Here is a 21,207-nt window from a genome sequence, read left to right as displayed (position 1 = left end):
TGGTTCAACAGGGGCAGAAGGAGGAGAAACAGTATCCAGAGATGAAGTGTCCTCCGGAGCAGAGGGCTCAGATGGCAGAACATCATTAGTAGAATCTTCAACTGGAACAAACGGTGCAGGCATAGGTTGCACAGCAGAAGGAGCCTCCGGAACTGTTGGTACAGAGGGAGGCTCAGACGGAACTGGTGCAGAAGGAGTCAGCGTCGAATCCGTAGGGATAAATGTTTCAGACGGTTCAGATCCTTCAGGCAAAGAAGGTGTAGATGGTATAAGTGGAGGCTCAACAGAAGGGGGTTGTTCAGGTGAAATAGTCTCTGTTGGTCGTTTAGAAGGAACCGTCTCTTCTTCAGATTGAGGAGGTAAAACTGTAGATGTTGGCTTAGAAGCAGTTTCAGAAGAATCTAATTCAGGACCAATGTAAACACTTTCGAGACGAAAATCCCAAAAATCCCCTTCTCCAACAACCAATCTATTCTTTGGATCTGCATTTCCAGAAGAAGAACTTGGACCATAGACACGAAGTTTATATTGATAAGGAAATCCATTCACCGTAGTATAACTATTGGCTAACTTAAAAGAACTTTCCTCTGCTGTCCCAGCAACTTGAACAAGTGAAATACTTTGACTTCCTTTATTGCCAGCTTCTCCTTCTAAGGTTTTGGAAAATTTCTCCATCATGAGCAGTGTACTTCCCAAAACATTCCCGTAGATCAAAATACGATCAGTTTTTTGAGGATTAAACGAGCCGTCATTATTCACAAACGCACTCATCTTAATCTGCACATTTCCCTTTGCATTATAGGCTTCTTTATCATATTGTATCCCCTCTATTGGATTTATGTCATTTAGATTACTTCCTTTCTCAATATATACTTTTCCAATATATAGCGTTTGATAATCTTGAGATATAAATTTATCAAAAAAAATTGTGCTATCAGAAATGCTTATAGACGAAAGTAATGAATCTACAGGAAGAGATTCCAGTAAATCTGTATGTTTTCTTTTGGTGAGATACCATGCAGAGCCATTTGTTAATTCTAAGTGAACAGTTGATGCATCCTCAACACGAATACCCCCTGTAAGGATAGAATCCTTTGCTTTCACCAATAGAGAAGAATTATTTTGAGCCTTTAACAATAAATCACCAGAGATCTTTGTCCTTTCTGTTAATTCAATGGTAGCTTCAGCTCCATAAATATCATCTCCCGTACTATAAATGGCAATACCATCGGGAACTGAAAAAGTTGTCTGTGACAAATGCAAAGATGCTTCACCCCAAACAATTTTTTCTACTTTTGAAAGTTTTTCACTCCCTACCTTAAACATATCACCCCATACATCTGGGCCTAATCCATAAAAATACAGACCGTATACTCCCTCACCCTGAACAGAAATTTCTGTACCTTCAATCTTAATATTTGTCTTTTTAAACTCATTTGATGAAGCGTATTCTTGAACCAATTTACCTTCAGCATCTGCATAACCTGCAAAATTCGTAATCAAGAAGCCATGCATATCAGTGAGCTGAATAAAATCACCACGTAATTGAACATTACCACCCTGTGATATGTCAAAAGCTCTTGGAAATTCATCAATACTTTCATTATCAACTACAATCGTGTGTTTCTTACCTTTTCCCTGAATATTGGTTGTATCAATAAGATATTTTCCCCCAAATTGTGTTGAAAACGCACCAATCTCATTAAAAGTAATAGTACTGCCTGACATCCTAATGAATGCATCAGAACTACTAACAAATCCAATCCCTTTTGCATTCAAATTATCTGATACAATATCAATATTTACGCTCACTAAAGCAATATCGGTTTTTTTTCCTTCTGCACATACAGCTTGCAAACTACCTTCAATCTTCCCTCTATTCATCACAACTTGCCCGTTCTGAACACGAAAACCGGACATATCCTTAATATTTGAATTGGTTAGAACAAGCTTGCCATCATCTTTTACAGATGCACTATATAAAAATGACTGCTTTGGCCTATGCGAGATAATATTTGTCTCTAATAAATTTAAAACAGTTCCCTCTTTTTCTATAGAGAAGACAGCAATAAAATCATCTAGAGAAGAGACAGAAGGAGTATAATTTTTATTACTTATCGTATGTTTTTTACTATCGCTATATGTAAAAAAACTCCCTGATACATTACAGGAAGTTCCTAAATTATTAGGATTCGCATTAACACTCACGATTGGCAAAAAAGAAACAATAGCCGTTGTAATAAATAAAAATCTATACCCGCTTAATACATTAACCATAACTTTATTCCCAATTTGCCTTTCTCCCCTGTTAGTTAAAAATAAAAAACATTCCCCATAACATTAAGTTAAACACACTAACAATAGCAATTATAAAACTTAAATAATCACTTTATACTTCATAAAACACTCTATAACTTATGTAAAAATTACTCTATATTTCATAGGCACCTAAAAACGATAGTATAAACCGCCTGAAAAAATAATCCCTGAAAAACCACCTTTTCTAAGGCAATGCTGATAAGTTACATCTCCATGCAAAGCAAAGTTTGAAGACAACTGAGCCTTCAATCTCATTCCAGTTTCTAGAGAAGAGCCAAAAGCCCTTATTGGAATTCATCTCCAAACCGCACACGTTGTTTTCCTCTAAAACTAATGGCAAGCTAAAGCTCGCAATTGAAAGAAACAACAAGAGCCTCTTCAAAAGCAGCAAGCATCTTTCTTAAAGACCACCAACACGCATCACCCACAAATCAAGTTTTCCCATCTCAATATCAAAACCATCAATATCAGACGCCTTATCAAACCGCACATTTTGATAAATAACCTAAACCTGCGGATCAAAAATAACCCCTTTATGCCCTTGTCATAAATGACTTGCCCGCAATCAATGAAGCACTCAAAGGCGTTTCCTTCAATGTTGCTGTCTTGCCTCTCGCTTGCGTCAGAACATCCCCTTTAAATAAACCATAGGAAAAAAGGACATCTATATAAAAGCCTGTATCATGCTGCATGCTGCCATATACTGTAATAGACTATTTATCAAATGTACTTTTTTGCTTTCTTTAACATCTTGAGGTTGTAGAGAATTTTTTTCCATATTCTCCCTTATTCCAAAGCTCAAAGTGTGATGTGTATCCTCAATCGCATTGAGCAAGACACTTGCCTCTATACCATGAACATTAGAAACCTGAATCTTACCTTCATCAAAGGAAAGAACCACCCTGCTTCACACCAAACACAGATTGAGATAACGTAGCATTTCTACCACTTTTCTTTTCGCCATTTCCTGTAATAGAACTCTTTTTAAAAGAAGCTTTATTATCTTTTGACACAACCACTGCTGATGTAATCTTCTCAGATCTCTTTAATTCTAAAATTCCATCAGTTCCTGAAAGCCTTTTTCCCCTTTACTTTTTTGCGGCTTAATAACTATGTTATGAGTTCGTATTGTAAAAATAACACCTGTAGCCCTCCTATCCAATCCACTCATATATAACTTATTACGACTTCCAAAAGTACGAGAAGCATCAACTGTATCACACGCATACGACTTAAAAAGAGAATTACACGAGGGGTTATAATCTTCTACACTCACATCTATATTGTGCACGAAGAAAGAAATAGAGGTCGTAAGAGAACACACACACATAGCGTTTTAGTACTTTAATCATAATTTAGTCTAAACTTCCTTTATTTTATCTTCATAAAAAACTGAAAAGACACACCTGGTTCATCTACGTATTATTCTTATTATGTGCCGTTACATATAATTTGTTTTGTATTATATGTAAAGTCAAAAATCAGAAAAACGACACAACAAAACCATGTTTTGTGCTTATGTCTTTCACAAAGGATGTATTAAAGAAAAATACAATTAAAAATGATACCTTAATCCACCAGAAAAATGCGTTCCGGAAAAGCCGTCACTCGTAAATTTATGCTGATAAATCAGATCGCTATGAAAAATAATTTTGGGAGATAATTGCGAAAAAACACCAAATCCAGCTTCTAAAGAAGTCCCAAAGGAACCAAGCTGGAAGGCATCTTTAAAATATACAAATTGTTTATCATCAAAACTACGAATGAAATGAAGCTTACCATAGAATGAAAGAACATGTGCATCTTTATCTTTAGTAAATGTAAGTGTCTTCGTTAAATACCCACCAATACGCATCCCCCAATGATCTGGGCTTCGCATATCAATATTAAAATTATTAATATCACGAGTCTTCTGAAACTGGAGATTTTGATAAACAAACTGAACCTGTGGTTCAAAAATAAAATATCGGCTGCCTATCATAAACGTTTTACCAGCAGTTAAAGAAACACTTAGGGGCTTCCCTCTCAATGCAGCCGTTTTACCTCGCTCAAGTGTGAGAACATTTCCATTAAACAAACCATAAGAGAAGAGACCATCCATATAGAGACCCGTATCATGCTGCATGCTTCCATATGCTGTGATTGTCCATTTATCAAATATACTTTCTTGACTTTGTTTAACCTTTCGAGGCTGCAACGAAAGTTTGCCATAATTTCCCATAATCCCAAAAGATGTCGTACTGTATGCACTTTCGATTTTCTTGAGTAAAATACCTGCCTCTAGTGCATTATAATCAAGCTCACCGCCATAATCACCATATTTAAATGCAGACAAATTTGAAGTATAATGATGATGTCCACCGTAACCGCGCAAAAACAAAGCGGGATTTTCATCATTTTTCAACAACCGACCAGAAACAGTTCGCAGCGCTTGCAACTGCTTGCTTTGATTACTGATATCCATCAATCCAGCATAAAATAAGGTATTTGGCACAAGAATATAAGTCAAAACCTGTGGAACAACGACTCTCACATTTGGCTCAAAATGAGAAGAAAGCTCAAAAACAGATGCCGAAACAGAAGAACCAGACGCAGGTGGAGTAACAACAAAAGGAGTGGGTGAAACAGATGACAGAACAGGTGAACCAGATGCAACTGGGGAAACAACAGAAGGAGTGGGTGAAACAGATGACGGAACAGGTGAAATAGATGCAACTGAGGAAACAACAGAAGGAGTGGGTGAAACAGACGGCGAAACAGGTGAACCAGACGCAACTGGGGCAACAACAGAAGGAGTGGGTGAAACATGCGGCGGAACAGGTGAACCAGATGCAACTGGGGCAACAACAGAAGGGGTGGGTGAAACAGATGGCGGAACAAGTGAACCAGATGCAGGTGGAGCAACTGGATTAGATTCAGCAATAGCGGGAACAACAGGTGCAAGAGAGGAAAGAGGATTGGGGATCTCAAGCACAAAAACATCAGATACATTAGGTGTGGTCGCAAGATGGGAATCCCTACCAGGAGAATCTACAGGAGAAGAAAGACTTGGCTCCTGAGGTTTTTGCTGAGAGTTAGAATCAATAGAACCATCCTCACCTCCAGTAATATTAGGATGAATTTTAGGAAAAGAAGGAATATCATCAGAAGAAGGGGGGACAACCAAATCAAGAACAGGAAAAACTTTAGTGGAATCAACAAATTTACTTTCAAGGCGGAAATCCCAAAATGTTCCAGAATTTTTAAGCACTCTTTGATTGGAATCTGCCGCCCCTAAAGAAGAGCTTGGACCATAACTCTTAAGATGATACAGATAGGGAGAGGCTTCAAGTGTGACATACCCCCCATTTAACTGAAAAGAATCTTCCATGGCTTTTCCATAAACCTGAATAATGGAAATCCCCTGATTATTACCGCCCTCTCCCGTCAATGCCCCTGAGCTTCCAGGAACACTATACACATGGACTGTCGTTTTTCCTTCAAGATCACCATTGATTAAAAGCCGGTCAGTTTTTTGCTTTTCAAGCTCTCCCCCTTGATCCAAATATGCATTAAGATAAAGATTCACATCACCATGCGCTTTATAGACAGTCCCAGATCCTTTTCCGATGAGAAGTGTCTGATAACCATCTGTTGTTTTAGATTTTAATTCTTCAAAAACAAGAGAACTATCCGTAAGATTGACCGATGAAATGAAGGAATAGTCCCCTAAATTAGAACCAGAAGCATCAGAATTTTGCAATTTGTCATATTTTGGTCGCGATAAAATCCACTTTGAACCATTTTTTAAATCTATCTTAGCTGTAGAACTTTCATCAACATGTGCGCCTCCTACAAGGGTAGAAGCATCAGCCTCAATCTTTACATTAGAACGCTCAACAGCTTTCAGGAGTGAATCTCCAGAAATTTTTGAATTTTGTAAGAGTTTAACAGAACTTTCGAATTCGCGGCTATAAATAGCCGTACTTTCTGGAGCCATAAAAGTTGTCTTTGTCAAATGGACAGTCCCTTTTCCAGGTATAATTGTTTTTTTATCATTTAAGACAGCTTCCCAAAAAAAGTGCATGCCATTAAATCCATTCCCTCTCACAAAAACATTGGAATATTTTATATGAGCAGCATTATGGTTATTCCCCTGCACTACAATGCCATGAACATTGTCGACATTAACGTTTCCCTTCTGGAAATTAAGAGAGCCTTTCCCCTGAAGCATACTAAAAGCAGAACCTTCACGATGATTATCTGTATTTGTTCCCTGTTTCCCCCTCCCAGTAATAGAAACGCCCTCTAAATTAATTTCTCCATCGCCTCCTGTTTGAACACCAATATCATCAGCAAAATCAATTTTTCCTCCTTTCATATAAATTTTTGCACCATTATGACTCAAAAGACCTATCGCATCAGAAGATGTCTTAATCTCTGTCTTGGTCAAAGAAACAAACGACCCTTTACCCCCAACACTGATCCCCATTCTGGTTGCTTTAATCACCCCATTCTGCATCTCAAAAGCTCCCTCATCATTAATATCGGCCCCTATCGACACATCATTTAACATGGAATCAAATAGAGCAATGCCTCCCCCATTTGAGGACTTTACAGCTGTTGTCCAAGCGTTTGTTTCTGAATGGCCATTTGCATTCGAAACACCGTTAATGATTATAGCCTCTCCCTCAATGACTGTATTTTTCCCTGATGCCTCTATGGCAGCATCAGAACTTTCACCCGTAAGTTGATAAGTTTTCTTGGCAATTTCATGCGTTTTACCATCATTACAGCGATAAAATGAGGCGCTTTCGTTACATGAATATTGCTTCTTCTCAGAAGAAATCTCACCTGCATCAGTATTGTATACAAAGAAAAAAATAACCGTTGTAAAATGACATAAAGAGAGATGATTTTTAAACATAATTTTCTACAAACTTTCTTCCCCTTCTCTAAAAACAAAAAACACGCGTTCTGTTTAATAACTTTGGTTACGCGTGATAATTTAAAATACGTTTTGTATTTTATATATCCACCCTATATTTTATGTAAAGCAAGAATCCCAAAATATCACAATTTAAAATTGTATTATTTATAAAAACGCGTAAAAATATAGATAGAAATAAAAATTCCACCCCAAAGCAGTGATTTCAAGAGAATTTAATAAAAATAAACTCAAAGAAGAAAAACAGCATAAGAAGCAAAAACTGCAAACCAGAAAGCCTTATCTCGTTTCTAAAAAGAAAAAAACTTGCTCATGCAAAAAAAACATTTTTTTAAAAAACTTATTTAAAAAGTTGCAAACAAATAATAAAAAACCACAAGCATGGCTTGTGGTTTTTTAAACAACTTACCTCAAGATGATCATCCTAAAAACGATAGCGCAATCCACCAGAAAAACTGATTCCAGAAAAACCACCTTTACTCAACTTATGCTGATAAACCAAATCACCATGAAGCGCAAATTTTTGAGACAAGCGAGCATTAAGACCTAATCCAGCCTCTAGAGAAGAACCAAAAGCCCCTAACTGGAAAGAATCTTTAAAGCGCACAGACCTTTCTTTTCCAAAATCATGGGCAAAATGAATCTTTCCATAAAAAGAAACATCACGATCTTTTTCAGACGCAGTAAGAGTCTTTATCAAGCGACCACCCATACGCACCATCAATTGATCAAATTTATCCATCTCAATATTAAAATTATCAATATCACGAGCCGCATTAAATTGAAGATGCTGATAAACAACCTGAACCTGTGGATCCAAAACAACACCTTCATATCCTGTGGCAATTTTCTGACCACTCATCAAGGAAACACTTAAATGGTTACCCTTCAATGTTGCCGTTTTACCCCGCGCAGTTGTCAGAACATCTCCCTTAAACAGACCATAAGATAACAAACCATCAACATAGAATCCTACATCATGCTGCATACTGCCATAAACTGTAGCAGTCCATTTATCAAATGTACTTTTTTGGCTTTGTGCAACATCTCGAGGTTGTAGAGAAAGCTTTCCATAAGCCCCCATAACCCCAAAGGATATAGCACTGTCAACATTTTCAATTTTTTGTAGCAAAACACCTGTCTCTAGCGCATAGTACCCTAGATCCCCCCCATAACCATATTCAAGCGCAGATAAATCTGAAACATAACGATAACTTCCACCATAGCCACGCAAAAATGAAGCAGGATTTTCACGAATTTCCAACATTCCACTAGGATTAGTCCGTACTGTCTCCAGCTGCTTGTTTTGATTGCTAATATCTATCAAACCAGCGTGGAACAAACTATTCGGCAAAAGGAGATAAGTTGGTACCTGAGGAACAACAGATCTTACACCTCGTCGAGACGGAGAAACATTTTCAATTTTAGAAAGACTATCTGCAAAAGACACTGGAACAACCTCCTCAGAAGGCGCTGGAACAACCTCCTCAGAAGATGCTGGAACAACCTCCTCAGAAGATGCTGGAACAATATCCTCAAAAGAAGCACGTGCAGGAGGTGTACGTTTAGAAACCATAGGAGTGCTTTTAGAAACAGCAGGTGTCTGAACATATTCATTTTCTAAACGAAAATTCCAAAATGCTCCTCCATTCAAAGCAAATCTCTGTTTAACATGCTCCTCCCCTCCAGTAGCTTTGGGTCCATAAGAACGAAGAACATATTTATAAGGCGCCCCCTCTAATGCAACATACTGCCCATTCAGTTGAAAAGAGTCAGGCGATGCATCTCCATAAACTTGAATAATTGAAACACTATGCGCTTTTTCGTTTTTTTCTTCTAAACCTCCCGCAACCCCTTGTATATGGACTATAGTTCTTCCCTTAACATCACCATGAATGAGAAGACGATCCGTTACTTGATGATCACTTGTATCACTAGGATCTAAACGTGCATTCAAATGAATCCAAGCATCACCAAAAGCCTGATAAACAATACCTGTTCCTTTTCCAATATAAAGCGTTTGATATGCATGATCAGTACTAGACTTTGGTTTTTCAAAAGTAATGGAACTATTAGAAAGATGTACCGATGAAATAAATGAAACACCTCTATAATTAGGATCTTGTAATTTTTTCTGTCTTGGTTGCAATAAAGCCCACTGTGAATTATTTCTCAAGATAAGGTCGACTTTAGAACTGTTATCAACCTGAGTTTGACCGACAAGTGCAGAAACATCAGCAACAACCTCTATAGAAGAGTTACGATCAGCCTTCAGCAATAAATCTCCAAAAAGCTTTGTTTCCTTTAAAAATATTTTAGACTTTCCAGATTGACTGCTATAAACAGCTATACTATCTGGAACGACAAAACGCGTCTTTTTCAAATCAACGCGCAATGATTTTCCCTCTGACGAACCTTCTGATGCTGCCTTACCTTCAAAATGCATACCATAAAATGCATTACCTTTCACTGTAATATTGGAATCTCCAATATTAATCTGAGAACCTTTATCTCCCTGCAATAAAAGCCCATGAGCATCAGTAACATCAACAGACCCTTTCATAAACTGAACATAACCATCTTCAGATATATGAAAAGCTGCCTGACGACCTGCATCCAGCCCTTGATCATCCTTGCCGGCACTACCCTTGCCGGTAATAGAAACACCCTCTAAAATAAAATATCCTTTTTCTCCTGCTTTAACCCCAACACTCCCTAGGCTAATTTGCGTATTCGTTAAATCAACACCACTTCGAGATTTTCCTTCTGCAAAAGCCCCCGTTTTGATTGCATCAATCGATCCACCAGACATTACGATGAATCCACCTTGAGCTTCCACCCCCACTAAAACCCCACTCAACGTGGAATCGCTCAGAACGACGGTCGCCTTTTCTGATACCTTTACTCCATATTTCCAAAAATTGTTTTCCGAGTTATTCTTTTCATCCAAAATACCCTTAACAGTTATATTCTTGCCACGAATAATTGTACCTTCCTTAGACGCCTCCATGGCTCCATGAACACCATTAACATTTTTATCCATTAGCGAATAAACTTTATTATTAATTTCGTGCTCTTCACCATCAGAACACTGATAAAATGCTGCATTCTGATCACATGAAGACTGCTTTTTTCCAGAGATAACCTGAGATTCAGCATTGCGTGCAAAAACACCAACATTGTGTGTCAAAAAAAGAAGTGCCGTTGTAAAAGTACATAAGGAGAAGCGATTTTTAAATAGATTGACCATAATTCCACCATAATCCCCCTCTTCTTACTAAGATCTATACATAACGTATCAAAAAACTTAACCAAAAGAAAAATATTTAATACGTTTAGGTTTTAATATTTTGAGCTTATTACTATTTTTTGTGTTTTATGTAAATATGGAATTAAAAAATTACTCGAAAATACAATCTAAATCTGTCGCTTTTATAAAGAATTTGCAAAAATACAACTGAAGAACGACAGAAAAATCACCTTTAACGTTGTTAGTCAAAAACACCCTTAGTCAGTTGACATGCATTAAGAACACCTACTTTAACTGCCGTCTAATCACCGCCAGAACGGATATAATCAACATCCTTACGATAATATTATATTGAAACAGTGTACACTCTGTAAGCAGACAAAACATATGCCAAAATTGAGAAACAAGAGTTCACATATGCCTTTTAGGCAATCTTCATGGTAAGACAGTCTAATAAAAAGTAGGAACGTGTAAAAATCAGTTCCGATTTTACCTTTTCCTTTTAATTCAACTTTACAATATTCAAAAACATTCAGAGCCATATTTTAAAAAGTGAAGATGACACATGACTTCATCTTTTTATTTATGCATTTAAAGAAAACACACTTTCAAAAAACAATACGTCATTATGTTTCTCATTCACCAATTTTCTCAGATATATCTCATATTTCCATCCCCATTTCATAACGACAGCAGATATAATATCAAGTTTATCGGATACAGCCCTCATTGTGCCTGAGTAGCATCTTTGTCTTTGCCAATTTCTAATATTGTAAATCCTCTCCTCTTAATATAATTCCCAAAATTATATTGACTCCTTTCTTAAACGATTATCCACTTGCTAATTTTACATATAATATGAACAGGAGTGCTTTTTATGGATTCATCATAAGAGCATTGAAAATATTTCAGCACCCTAAATTAAAAATATCTTTATAAATCAAAATATTATAATAATCACTCTGAAATACGCGTTTTGAAACGATAACGTACAAGCCTTCAGACTTTTCAAAAAAACGAAATAAGTCCAACCTAAAAGCATATTAAAGATATGCAAAGTCACACTCTCGTAAAAATGCTATAACACAAAATGAATAGATAATGAGAAAAAGCCACAAGTATAACTTGTAGCTTTTTGAAAGATTAATCAAAAACAGAAATAATACTAGAAATGATAACGCAATCCACCTGAAAAACTCGTTCCAGAAAAACCAGCTTTCGTTAGTTTGTGCTGATAAACCAAATCGCCGTAAAGCGCAAAATTTTGAGATAATTGGGCATTAAAACCTAATCCAGTTTCTAATGAAGAACCAAAAGCACCTAGCTGAAAAGCATCTTTAAAATGCACAAATTGTTTTCCTTCAAAACCATGAGCAAGATGAAGCTTGCCATAGAAAGAAACAACCTGAGCCTCATCAGTAGCAACCAGCCTCTTTGTTAAACGTCCTCCAACACGCCCTACCCACTGATGAAGTTTTCCTAAATCAATATCAAAGCCGTCCACATCACGCACCTTATTAAATTGAAGATATTGATAAACAACCTGAACTTGCGGATCAAAAACAAAACCGTCCTCCCCCACCATAAACGTTTTACCAGCAGTTAATGAAGCACTTAAAGGGAAACCCTTTAATGTTGCCGTCTTGCCCCGTGCAGTTGTTAGAACATCACCTTTAAACAAGCCGTAAGACACAAGACCATCAACGTAAAAACCTGCATCATGCTGCATACCACCATATGCCGTAACTGACCATTTATCAAATGTACTTTTTTGACTCTGCTCAACATTCAAAGGTTGCAAAGAAAATCTCTCGTAAGCCCCGATAATTCCAAAAGAAGTGGAACCATACATATTTTCGATTGCTTTCAGCAAAACGCCTGCCTCTATGGCATTATAATTAAACTCGCCGCCATAACCATATTCAAGCGCGGAAAGATTTGAAGTATAACGATGATTGCCGCCATAACCGCTCACAAAAAAGAGAGGGTTTTCACGACTTTCTAATAAGCCCCCAGAAGTAATTCGCAAAGCTTCTAACCGCTTATTTTGATTGTTAACATTCATCAAACCAATATGACGTAAAGCATTAGGCAAAAGGAGATAAGTCGGAACCTGCGGAACAACAGCCTTAACGCCCGGCTTAGGACGAGGATGGGGCTCCGGAGCTGGTTCTGGAGAAGGTTCTGGTCCCGGAATTGGCTTAGGAGCAGGATCTGGTTTAGGTTGAACATCAGAATCTATAGACCTACTTTCAAGGCGGAAATCCCAAAAATCTCCGCTCCCTTCAACTAATCTCTGATCCATGCTTGCTTTTCCAAACTCAGATCCTGGACCATAACTATAAAGCTTATACTGATAAGGTAATTTATCTAGTGCTATATAACCACCTTCCAACTGAAAAGAATCTTGCTCTGCTTGTCCAGAAACCTGAATGATTGAAATACCTTCAGCATTCCCCCCCTTTCCGGTATATCCTCCTGGACTTCCTGCAACTCCATGCACTTGGAGCTTTGTTTTTCCCGAAACATCACCATGAATTAAAACACGATCAGTCTTTTGATGATTAAGAGCACCACCACTATTCAGGTATGTATTAAGGGAAATAGAGGCACCTTCCCGTGCTCTATAAACCTCACCCTTTCCCTTTCCAATACGAAGATTTTGATAATCATCAGCAGAAGAAGATTCATGTCTTTTAAAATTAATAGAGCTATCACCCATAAGACTAACGAGTGAAATAGAAGAGATATTTGCAGGCTCATGTTGATCTTTTTGCACCTGTTGTGGTAAAATCCATGTAGAATGACCTCCTAAATAAAGCTCAGCATTAGAATTTTTATCAACGTGAGTACGACCTTCAAGGGTAGAACCATCAGCCAAAACCGTTATAGAAGCCCCTTTCTCAGCTCTTAATAAAAAATCCCCTGAACGAAGAGTACTTTTCATCAAACTCACCGCACCAGAAATAACGTTTTTACCATAAAGAGCCGTATCGTCTAAAACAGAAAACTCTGTTGTATCCAAATTAACAACTTCCAATCGTGGTGGAGCTTTTTCTTCCTCTAATGAAATCTCCTCTTTTTTATCCCCATCTTCGCTCCATGGCTTCTCTCCCTGAAAATAGATACCATAAGATCCCTCACCCTTTACTGTAACAGAAGAAGACTTAAAATTAGCCTCGGTCACATAAAAGTTATTCGATAAATCTTCAGTTTCATCTTTTGAGTCAGAACGTTCTGGTACAACACTAAAAGACTTGACGGGATTTTCTAATAATATACCATGTGCATCCTCAACCTTAATAGTCCCCCCTGTAAACTCAACACGTCCCCCTTCATCCATTAAAAAAGCTGCATCATTTTTGTCTTTGTGTCCCTTTCCAGTAAGAGTAACACCATCGAGAATCACCGTGCCTCCCAACATCGCAGAAATCCCATGACTGTTGGTATAGTTAACCTCCCCACCTTCCACCCAGATATCTGCACCGCTATAACTGGAAAGACTTACCTTCCCATCACGCGTATTAACTTTTGTATCCTTTAAAATAACCAATGAATTCCCCACGGCTTCAACAGCCCTATCACTGTCCTCTATAATCCCCTGCTTTATCTCAATTATCCCATTATGAGCGAAAAGAGCTAACTTTGTATTTTGAAGCGTCGGTTTTTTCAAAACAATCTTTCCATCATCTGATACAGCCACACCACGCAAAAAAGATTTATCAGAAACTTCACTGCTAACAGTTACATTCTCTCCATAAACTCTGGTCCCTATCCGTTTCACCGTTATAGCAGTAGGATCAACAGGATAGTTGGAAAAGTTCTCTTTCGTAATTGTATAAGATTTATTATCAATTTTAGGATCTATCCCACAATTATCACATACATAATACAACCCACTATGGTAATAAAACCCAGGATTCACTCCTCTTCCATCAGAGTCTGCATCTTTAACAGAGTTATTTACATTATCCTTATGTCCATTCCATCCCTCCACTCCACTAAGCTGACGATAATCATTTCCTCCACGAATACCCTCATCGTTATTGCCAACATTAATCATATTAGAAGGGTAATAATTATCCCCACTCTCTCCAGGAAGCTTATGCTTATTACTCCCGCTAAGATGAGGAGAAGAATTAGCAGAGACAACTGGGATAACCTTTATAACATAAGGTTTACTATCCTTCCCCTCTGCAGCCGCATACACTTCTCTTCCATTTTGAAGCAAAGAGAGGATAGCTGTTGTACAAGCACATAAACATACATGATTTCTAAAAACTTTAATCATAGTTCCCTCGAAACTTTCCTTCCCCTCTCATTAAAAACAAAAGCACTTACAAAACACCCCATTGCACACCTCAAAAATACGAAAAGTGTAACAAAAGAACATGCCTCATGCTCATCTGAACTGTGTAATGAATTATCCCAATAAATTTGGCAAAAGCTCTACGCCAAAACCACCTATAAGAGAACAATTACAAAAACACACTTTATGAGTGTATAATGCATTCTGTATTTCGTGTAAAGAAAAAATAAAACCAGTGCGTGCAATTAATTAAAAACACAATCAAACCTTGTGATCTTTAAAAATTAATCCACAAGGAGATGAATGAAACAATGACTTAAATCAGTAGAAAACAAACTCTCAAAAACGAGCTTTAGAAAACATCAAATATTATATTAGATAATATCAATACAGTACTAAAAAGGATAACGTAACGCATACCGGTCTGCTGAACGCTTAAAAAGCCGATAAAAGCGAGGCACTCTAATCGCATCAGTAGCAGCATAAATTTTAAGAAAATTCGCTTTAGTGGAGAAAAGTGCTCTCATGCATAAAACAAACTATGTCTTTTTTGCTTAATAAAGAAGACGAGATTTTTTAAGAATAACACAAGTTGTTATAAAGAAAAAAGGCAGCACAATGTGCTGCCTTTTCTAAAAAGGTACATAGTGTACCTTATATTAAAACTGATAACGTACTCCTCCGGAAAAACTTGTTCCCGAAAAACCAGCCTTATTAAGCTTATGTTGATAGAGAATATCAGCATGCAGAGAGAACTGTGGCAACAATTTGGCATTAAAACCTAATCCAGCCTCTAGAGAAGAACCAAAAGCTCCTAACTTGAAAGCATCATTGAAATGCACAGACTGTTTTCCTTCAAAACCATGAGCAAGATAAAGCTTACCATAGAAAGCAATAGCATTCACGCCTTCAGAACCTGTAGGAATCTTGGTTAAGCGTCCACCAACACGTGCTACCCACTGATTAAGGTTACCCATTTCAATATCAAAATTGTCAATATCACGAGCTTTATTAAACTGGAGATGTTGATACACAACCTGAACCTGCGGATCAAAGACAAAACCCTTATATCCTGTCGCAATTGTCTGACCACCAGCTAAAGAAACACTCAAAGGATTACCTTTTAATGTTGCTGTTTTACCCCGTGCAAGGGTGAGAACATCACCTTTGAACAGACCATAGGATAAAAGACCGTCGACATAGAAGCCAACATTATGCTGCATGCTACCATATACCGTAGCAGTCCATTTATCAAATGCACTCTTCTGACTGTACTCAACATTCACAGGCTGCAGAGAAAGTTTTCCATAAGTTCCCATAACGCCAAAGGATATAGCACTATCAGCATTTTCAATAGTTTGCAGCAAAACACCTGCCTCTACACCATTATAACTAAGATCGCCGTCATAACCATATTCAAGTGCGGACAGATCTGAAGCATAACGGTAACTTCCACCATAGCCGCGCAAGTATAAAGCAGGATTTTCACGAACCTCTACCATTCCTGTAGAAGTCATCCGCAACGTCTCCAATTGCTTATTTTGATTGCTAATATCCATCAAACCAGCGTGGAATACGCTATTAGGCAAGCTGAGATAAGTTGGAACCTGTGGAACAACAGACCTTACAAATTGTTCAGGAAGGGCAGCAGATCCAACAGACTTAACATACTGATTTTCTAAACGGAAATTCCAAAATTCTCCACCATCCTTAACAAATTTCTGCTGAACATGCTCCTGTTTCGAAGTCGCTTCTGGAGCATAAGCACGAAGGGTGTATTTGTAAGGTGAGTTTCTCAGTGCAACATAATTGCCATCGAGTTGGAAAGAGTCTTTCTTCGCTTGACCATAGACCTGAATAATTGAAACAGTATGAGCAATCTTGGCATTCGCTTTACCATCTCCTACATTGCCCGCATCACCTCGTACATGTATTTTTGTTTTTCCAGAAACATCACCATGAATGACAAGCCGATCAGTGACTTGCTGATCACTCGGATCACGAGGATTTAAACGTGCATTGAGATGAATTACAGTATTACCCTGTGCCGCATAAATAGTTCCTTTCCCATTTCCAATATGGAGAGTCTGATATTTTCCTTCAGATTCTGAAGGTGCAAAATCAATAGCACTATTTACAAGACTTACAGAAGAAATGCATGAATCCACACATCCTGAATCTAGAGTCCCCAAATTCCTCTGTGCACTTCTTTTTAGAATCCACTGTGAATTATTAGCCAAGTCTAATTTTGCATAAGAATTTTTATCAACGAGAACACTGCCTGTAACAATAGAATTATCAACTGAAACCAATATGTTCGAATCATTCTCGGCTTTTAATAACAAGTCACCAGCAAGGGTTGTTTTATTTTCTAATGAAACACGACCACCAGAATTATTACCATAGATAGCTATACCATTTGCAACTTCAAAATCAGTTTTTTTCAATGAAATTGCCCCCGTTACGCCTATAGTTGCATTCTCCTGTTTGGATACAGCGCTCCGCTTAACAACACTTGTTTGCTCAGTTGCTAAATCCTTACTTCGATTTTGTTGACTCGCTTCCTTCTGTGTTCCCCCATCAAAATATATGCCGTAGACTCCGTCACCTTCCACTTTAACAGTAGAAAACTCGATATTTACGTGATTCATAGTAGGACGAACGTCAGAAGATCTCCTTCTCCTAGAAGAACCCGTCTCAACAGCATCCCCACTCTTCATAACCCACACAGCATGGGCATCAGTAACAACATTTCCGTTCTTAAAATCAACAGAAGCATTATCACTCACCAGAAAAGCTGCACGCTCTAAATTCTCTGCTGAATCTAACTTATTCTGCGCTTTTTTCGCAGTAATGCTAACTTTGTCTAACTTAACGCTGCCTCCAGATTCCGACCTTACTGCCACTCCTCTTTCAATAGCAATCTTTCCAGTGTCCATGGTTATCTCACCAGCCTGACTCACCAGACCAGCTGAAGCAAAATTCCCCGTTACGTTAATCTTCATATCCTTCAAATTAACAGATGATCCAGAACCTGCCAAAGCACCCACATAAAGCGCATCTACTGTTCCACCAATCATCTTAATTTTTCCGCCACTTTTAGCTTCAAGCCCAATTACAGAAGATTGAATTGTTGAGTTTTTATCCAAAACAATCTCTGCTTTTTCTTCTGCAAGCACAGCACTCACAAACTTTGATGGAGTAACACCAAAATTACTTCCTTTATCAGATTCTGCTCCAACAATGGTGGCAGTTTCTAACTTAACAACTGTATTACTCTTTGCATGCATAGAATGCTGAGTATCCCCACGCGCCTTCAGTGTTTGTCCTGTTATCGTGTGTAATTTTCCATCGGCACAAGAATAAGCAACTTGCAATCTCTCCGCACCATTTTTCCCCATATCTCCACTACATTGAGAAGAACCACCTTCCTGCTTTATACCATTGGTTGATGTAACAGTATATACAACCCCAGGGTTTTGCGATTCAGATCTAAGTGTATTGGCTCCTCCAACAGACAGTAGAACACGCCCTACAGGTTTATCTCCCATCTCCTTAGATGCAGGCTTCTCTTGCTTAGACGCACTAGAATTAACTAAGGAAGAAGAAGCCTTAGGCTTTCCAGTTTTTCCAGAAGTAGTAGGTTCTATAGTCTCTGAACTTCCTAACAAAGAAGACTGAGGAGCAGAAGATATAACAGCCTGAGACGGAATTAATCCAACCTCTGTAATATCACTATTCACATCAACTGTATCAATATCACTGTGGGTCACTGTAGCATTTTCTACTTCATTCTGACTATCTATTCCATTAGGAGAAGTATCTTCACTTCCATCAACAGTCTCCTCAGTTGTCAAAACTCTTAGTGAAGCAGATGGAGTATGTCCTGCTGATTCAGAAGTTGTAACAGAATTTCCAACAGATACATCAGCCTCTTCTACATCAGATCTCCCAAGTGTTTCAGGATTCCCTGGCAAAACAGAAGCAGTAACTTGATCAGGTACTAATGAAGAATCTAATCCTGAAGAACTATTTACCCCAGACACAGTGCCTTCATCTTCAGATGACGAAACATCAAAAACAACAGGTCGCACAAAAGGTGTCTTAGGACTAATACGATTACGAGGTCCATGAGCTATACTTTGCCGCCTCTCACCATTTTCTAATTTACTTTCTAAGCTGAAAGTCCACACTATCTCAGGTCTATTTTCAGGTTTTCTTGGTTTACTGGAATATCTTATTGGACCAGTAGCACTATATTGCATTGGACCAGAAGCCCTAAGAACATATTGATAAGGTGATCCCTGCAATGTAACATATTCATTAGCAAGTTTAAAAGAATCTTCTTCTGCTTCTCCATAAACTTGAATAATTTGAAGAGAGGCAGGTTTTTTTCTATTTTTCTCCCGTTGATCTTGATTTTGTACACCTTGACGCTGAACTTTCGCTCCATTTTCTAATTTGTCATTTAAAGTGGTGATGACAGAAGTATCATTTACATACACCTTCGTTGTTCCAGAAACATCACCATGAATCAAAAGCTTATCAGACACAAGCTTAACATTATCTGAATTATTAGAAACAAAATTCACATTAACATAAAGCCTGGCATCTCCCTGAGCACGGAAACCGTTACCTAGAGTGTTTTCATCTCGTCTATTTCCAATTTGCAGTGTTTGATAACCTTCATCTTCACTTCTTGGAGGCAAAAATACAATACTACTATCTGAAAGATCTACAAACGAAAGCTTTGAATCTATACGATTTGTATTTCTCTCCAATTGTTTATGATGAATACTTTTTGTTAAATACAATCCTGAATGAGACAAATAAAGTGCAGCATTTGCATTCTCATCAACACGAGCTTCACCTATAATTGAAGATTTATGAGCATGCACCAATAGATTAGAATGAGCTTCAGCTTTTAAAAATAGATCACCCGAAAGAACACTACCCTCTCCTAAAATGACAGCACCATTTAAATCACCACCATAAATAGCTACACCTTCTGGAATTCTAAGAGTAGCTTTTTTTAAAAGAACCATTTGCATGCTCTCATTATCATCGTAACTTCTTACGGATACTTCTTCACCTGATTTTTTTTCATCTTCTGAAGATACCGTATTAAAATATATGCCATAAGAATCTTTTCCGGTTATTTGAATAGTTGATTCTTTAATATCAGCTTTAATCTTAAAATAATTTTTATTCTCCCTATCACCCGTAATACTTTGCATATATTGCAAAGCATTGCTATTACCTACAGTCCAGTTTAGAGTAGAGAGAACATCTTCAGAAGCATCATCCATAACGTGATAAACATCATAGAGTGCATTCATTTCAAGCATATCATCTTTTGTATAAATAGAATCACCATTATCATTATGATTAGTATCAATAACAAAACGATTCGCCAAAACACCAACTCCGAAAGCACGATCATCCATTGGACCGACTAAAAACTCGTCAATACCACGAGTAACCCACAAAACAACTGCATCAGAACTCTCAACTCTTCCTTTATTAAAAGAAATAGCCCCCCCATCTGAAAAGAAAATAAGATTTGGAGTTTCTGTAGAATCAACACTACTTCGCCCGCTTATCCCCTTTTTAATATTAATATTAACCTCATCTAATTTTACAACCCCTTTATACCCTGCTACAACTCCCACCCCCCCTTTATCAAGATTAATCGACCCAGATTGCATCATAATTCCAGATCTACCAGAACTGTGCAACCCAACCCCAACAGCATAAAAATTCACTCTATCTAGAAAAACAAACGACGCAAGATCAGTAGCAGCTCCTATCTGAGTATAATAGATCCGCCCACCTTTCATATGAATCTTTCCTTCGTTTTGTGCATCAACCCCGACTATAAATTCCTTAATACTTGAATTTTCTAGCTTAACTTTTGAATTAAGCGTTGCTAATACCCCCGCCCCCATTTTTGTATTAAGATAACCATTCAAATTATTAGGATCATCATTTTCATTAGAACTCAAAATAACATTACCTTCTGGAGAAGCCTTCCCCCTAATAGACACTTTCTCTAACTCAACAGTTGTCCCCCGAACTAAATACAAGACTTCTTTCTCACCTGCTTTATACACGTCTTTCTGAGTAACCTGTCCTGTTGCATGCATAGCATTATCGCCAAATTTCAACACACCAATAGTACTTCTCTTTAGTGTATGAGAACTCCCATCAGAACAGAGCACAGAGTTAAGGGTCTTAAAACTCCCATCAGAACATGAACTTGCACCAGGAGCACGAGCACTAGAAGCAGGAGTATTAGCACCAGGGACACCGCCAACGCCAACACCACCAGGGACACCGCCAACGCCAACACCACCAGGGACACCGCCAACGCCAACACCACCAGGGACACCGCCAACGCCA

At 37.9% G+C, this 21,207-nt stretch carries 6 protein-coding genes and 1 pseudogene; all 7 read right to left on the bottom strand.

Going from position 1 to position 21,207, the window contains the following annotated elements:
- On the bottom strand, positions 1-2,277 hold a 2,277-nt coding region (locus ACFIO5_RS07420; protein ID WP_375705182.1), incomplete at its 3' end, for an autotransporter outer membrane beta-barrel domain-containing protein.
- A 171-nt stretch (positions 2,278-2,448) separates the two neighbouring features.
- Positions 2,449-3,175 (bottom strand): annotated as a pseudogene (locus ACFIO5_RS07415) (autotransporter outer membrane beta-barrel domain-containing protein); the annotation flags it as partial.
- 28 nt (positions 3,176-3,203) lie between these two features.
- Entirely contained in the window at positions 3,204-3,332 is a 129-nt protein-coding gene (locus ACFIO5_RS07410; RefSeq protein ID WP_375634810.1) for a hypothetical protein, read from the bottom strand.
- Positions 3,333-3,874: 542 nt separating this feature from the next.
- Positions 3,875-7,225 carry an autotransporter outer membrane beta-barrel domain-containing protein gene (locus tag ACFIO5_RS07405; RefSeq protein ID WP_375701237.1) on the bottom strand — a complete coding sequence of 1,117 codons (3,351 nt, stop codon included), beginning with the start codon at positions 7,223-7,225 and terminating at the stop codon, positions 3,875-3,877.
- A gap of 445 nt (positions 7,226-7,670) precedes the next feature.
- On the bottom strand, positions 7,671-10,496 hold the full coding sequence (locus ACFIO5_RS07400; RefSeq protein ID WP_375684152.1) for an autotransporter outer membrane beta-barrel domain-containing protein: 2,826 nt from the start codon (positions 10,494-10,496) through the stop codon (positions 7,671-7,673).
- 1,165 nt (positions 10,497-11,661) lie between these two features.
- Complete coding sequence (locus ACFIO5_RS07395) at positions 11,662-14,787, bottom strand: autotransporter family protein (protein ID WP_375705181.1); 3,126 nt, start codon at positions 14,785-14,787, stop codon at positions 11,662-11,664.
- 677 nt (positions 14,788-15,464) lie between these two features.
- Entirely contained in the window at positions 15,465-19,850 is a 4,386-nt protein-coding gene (locus ACFIO5_RS07390; RefSeq protein ID WP_375705183.1) for an autotransporter family protein, read from the bottom strand.
- Positions 19,851-21,207: the final 1,357 nt, after the last annotated feature.

The sequence above is a fragment of the Bartonella sp. AA86SXKL genome (assembly GCF_042196885.1).
The sequence above is the reverse complement of the archived record's forward strand: the minus strand, read 5'-3'. Positions and strand labels throughout refer to the sequence as shown.

Coding starts and splice junctions, on each gene's coding strand:
- ACFIO5_RS07405 (WP_375701237.1), bottom strand. CDS start 7,225: ATGTTTAAAAATCATCTCTCTTTATGTCATTTTACAACGGTTATTTTT.
- ACFIO5_RS07390 (WP_375705183.1), bottom strand. CDS start 19,850: ATGGTTCTTTTAAAAAAAGCTACTCTTAGAATTCCAGAAGGTGTAGCT.
- ACFIO5_RS07395 (WP_375705181.1), bottom strand. CDS start 14,787: ATGATTAAAGTTTTTAGAAATCATGTATGTTTATGTGCTTGTACAACA.
- ACFIO5_RS07400 (WP_375684152.1), bottom strand. CDS start 10,496: ATGGTCAATCTATTTAAAAATCGCTTCTCCTTATGTACTTTTACAACG.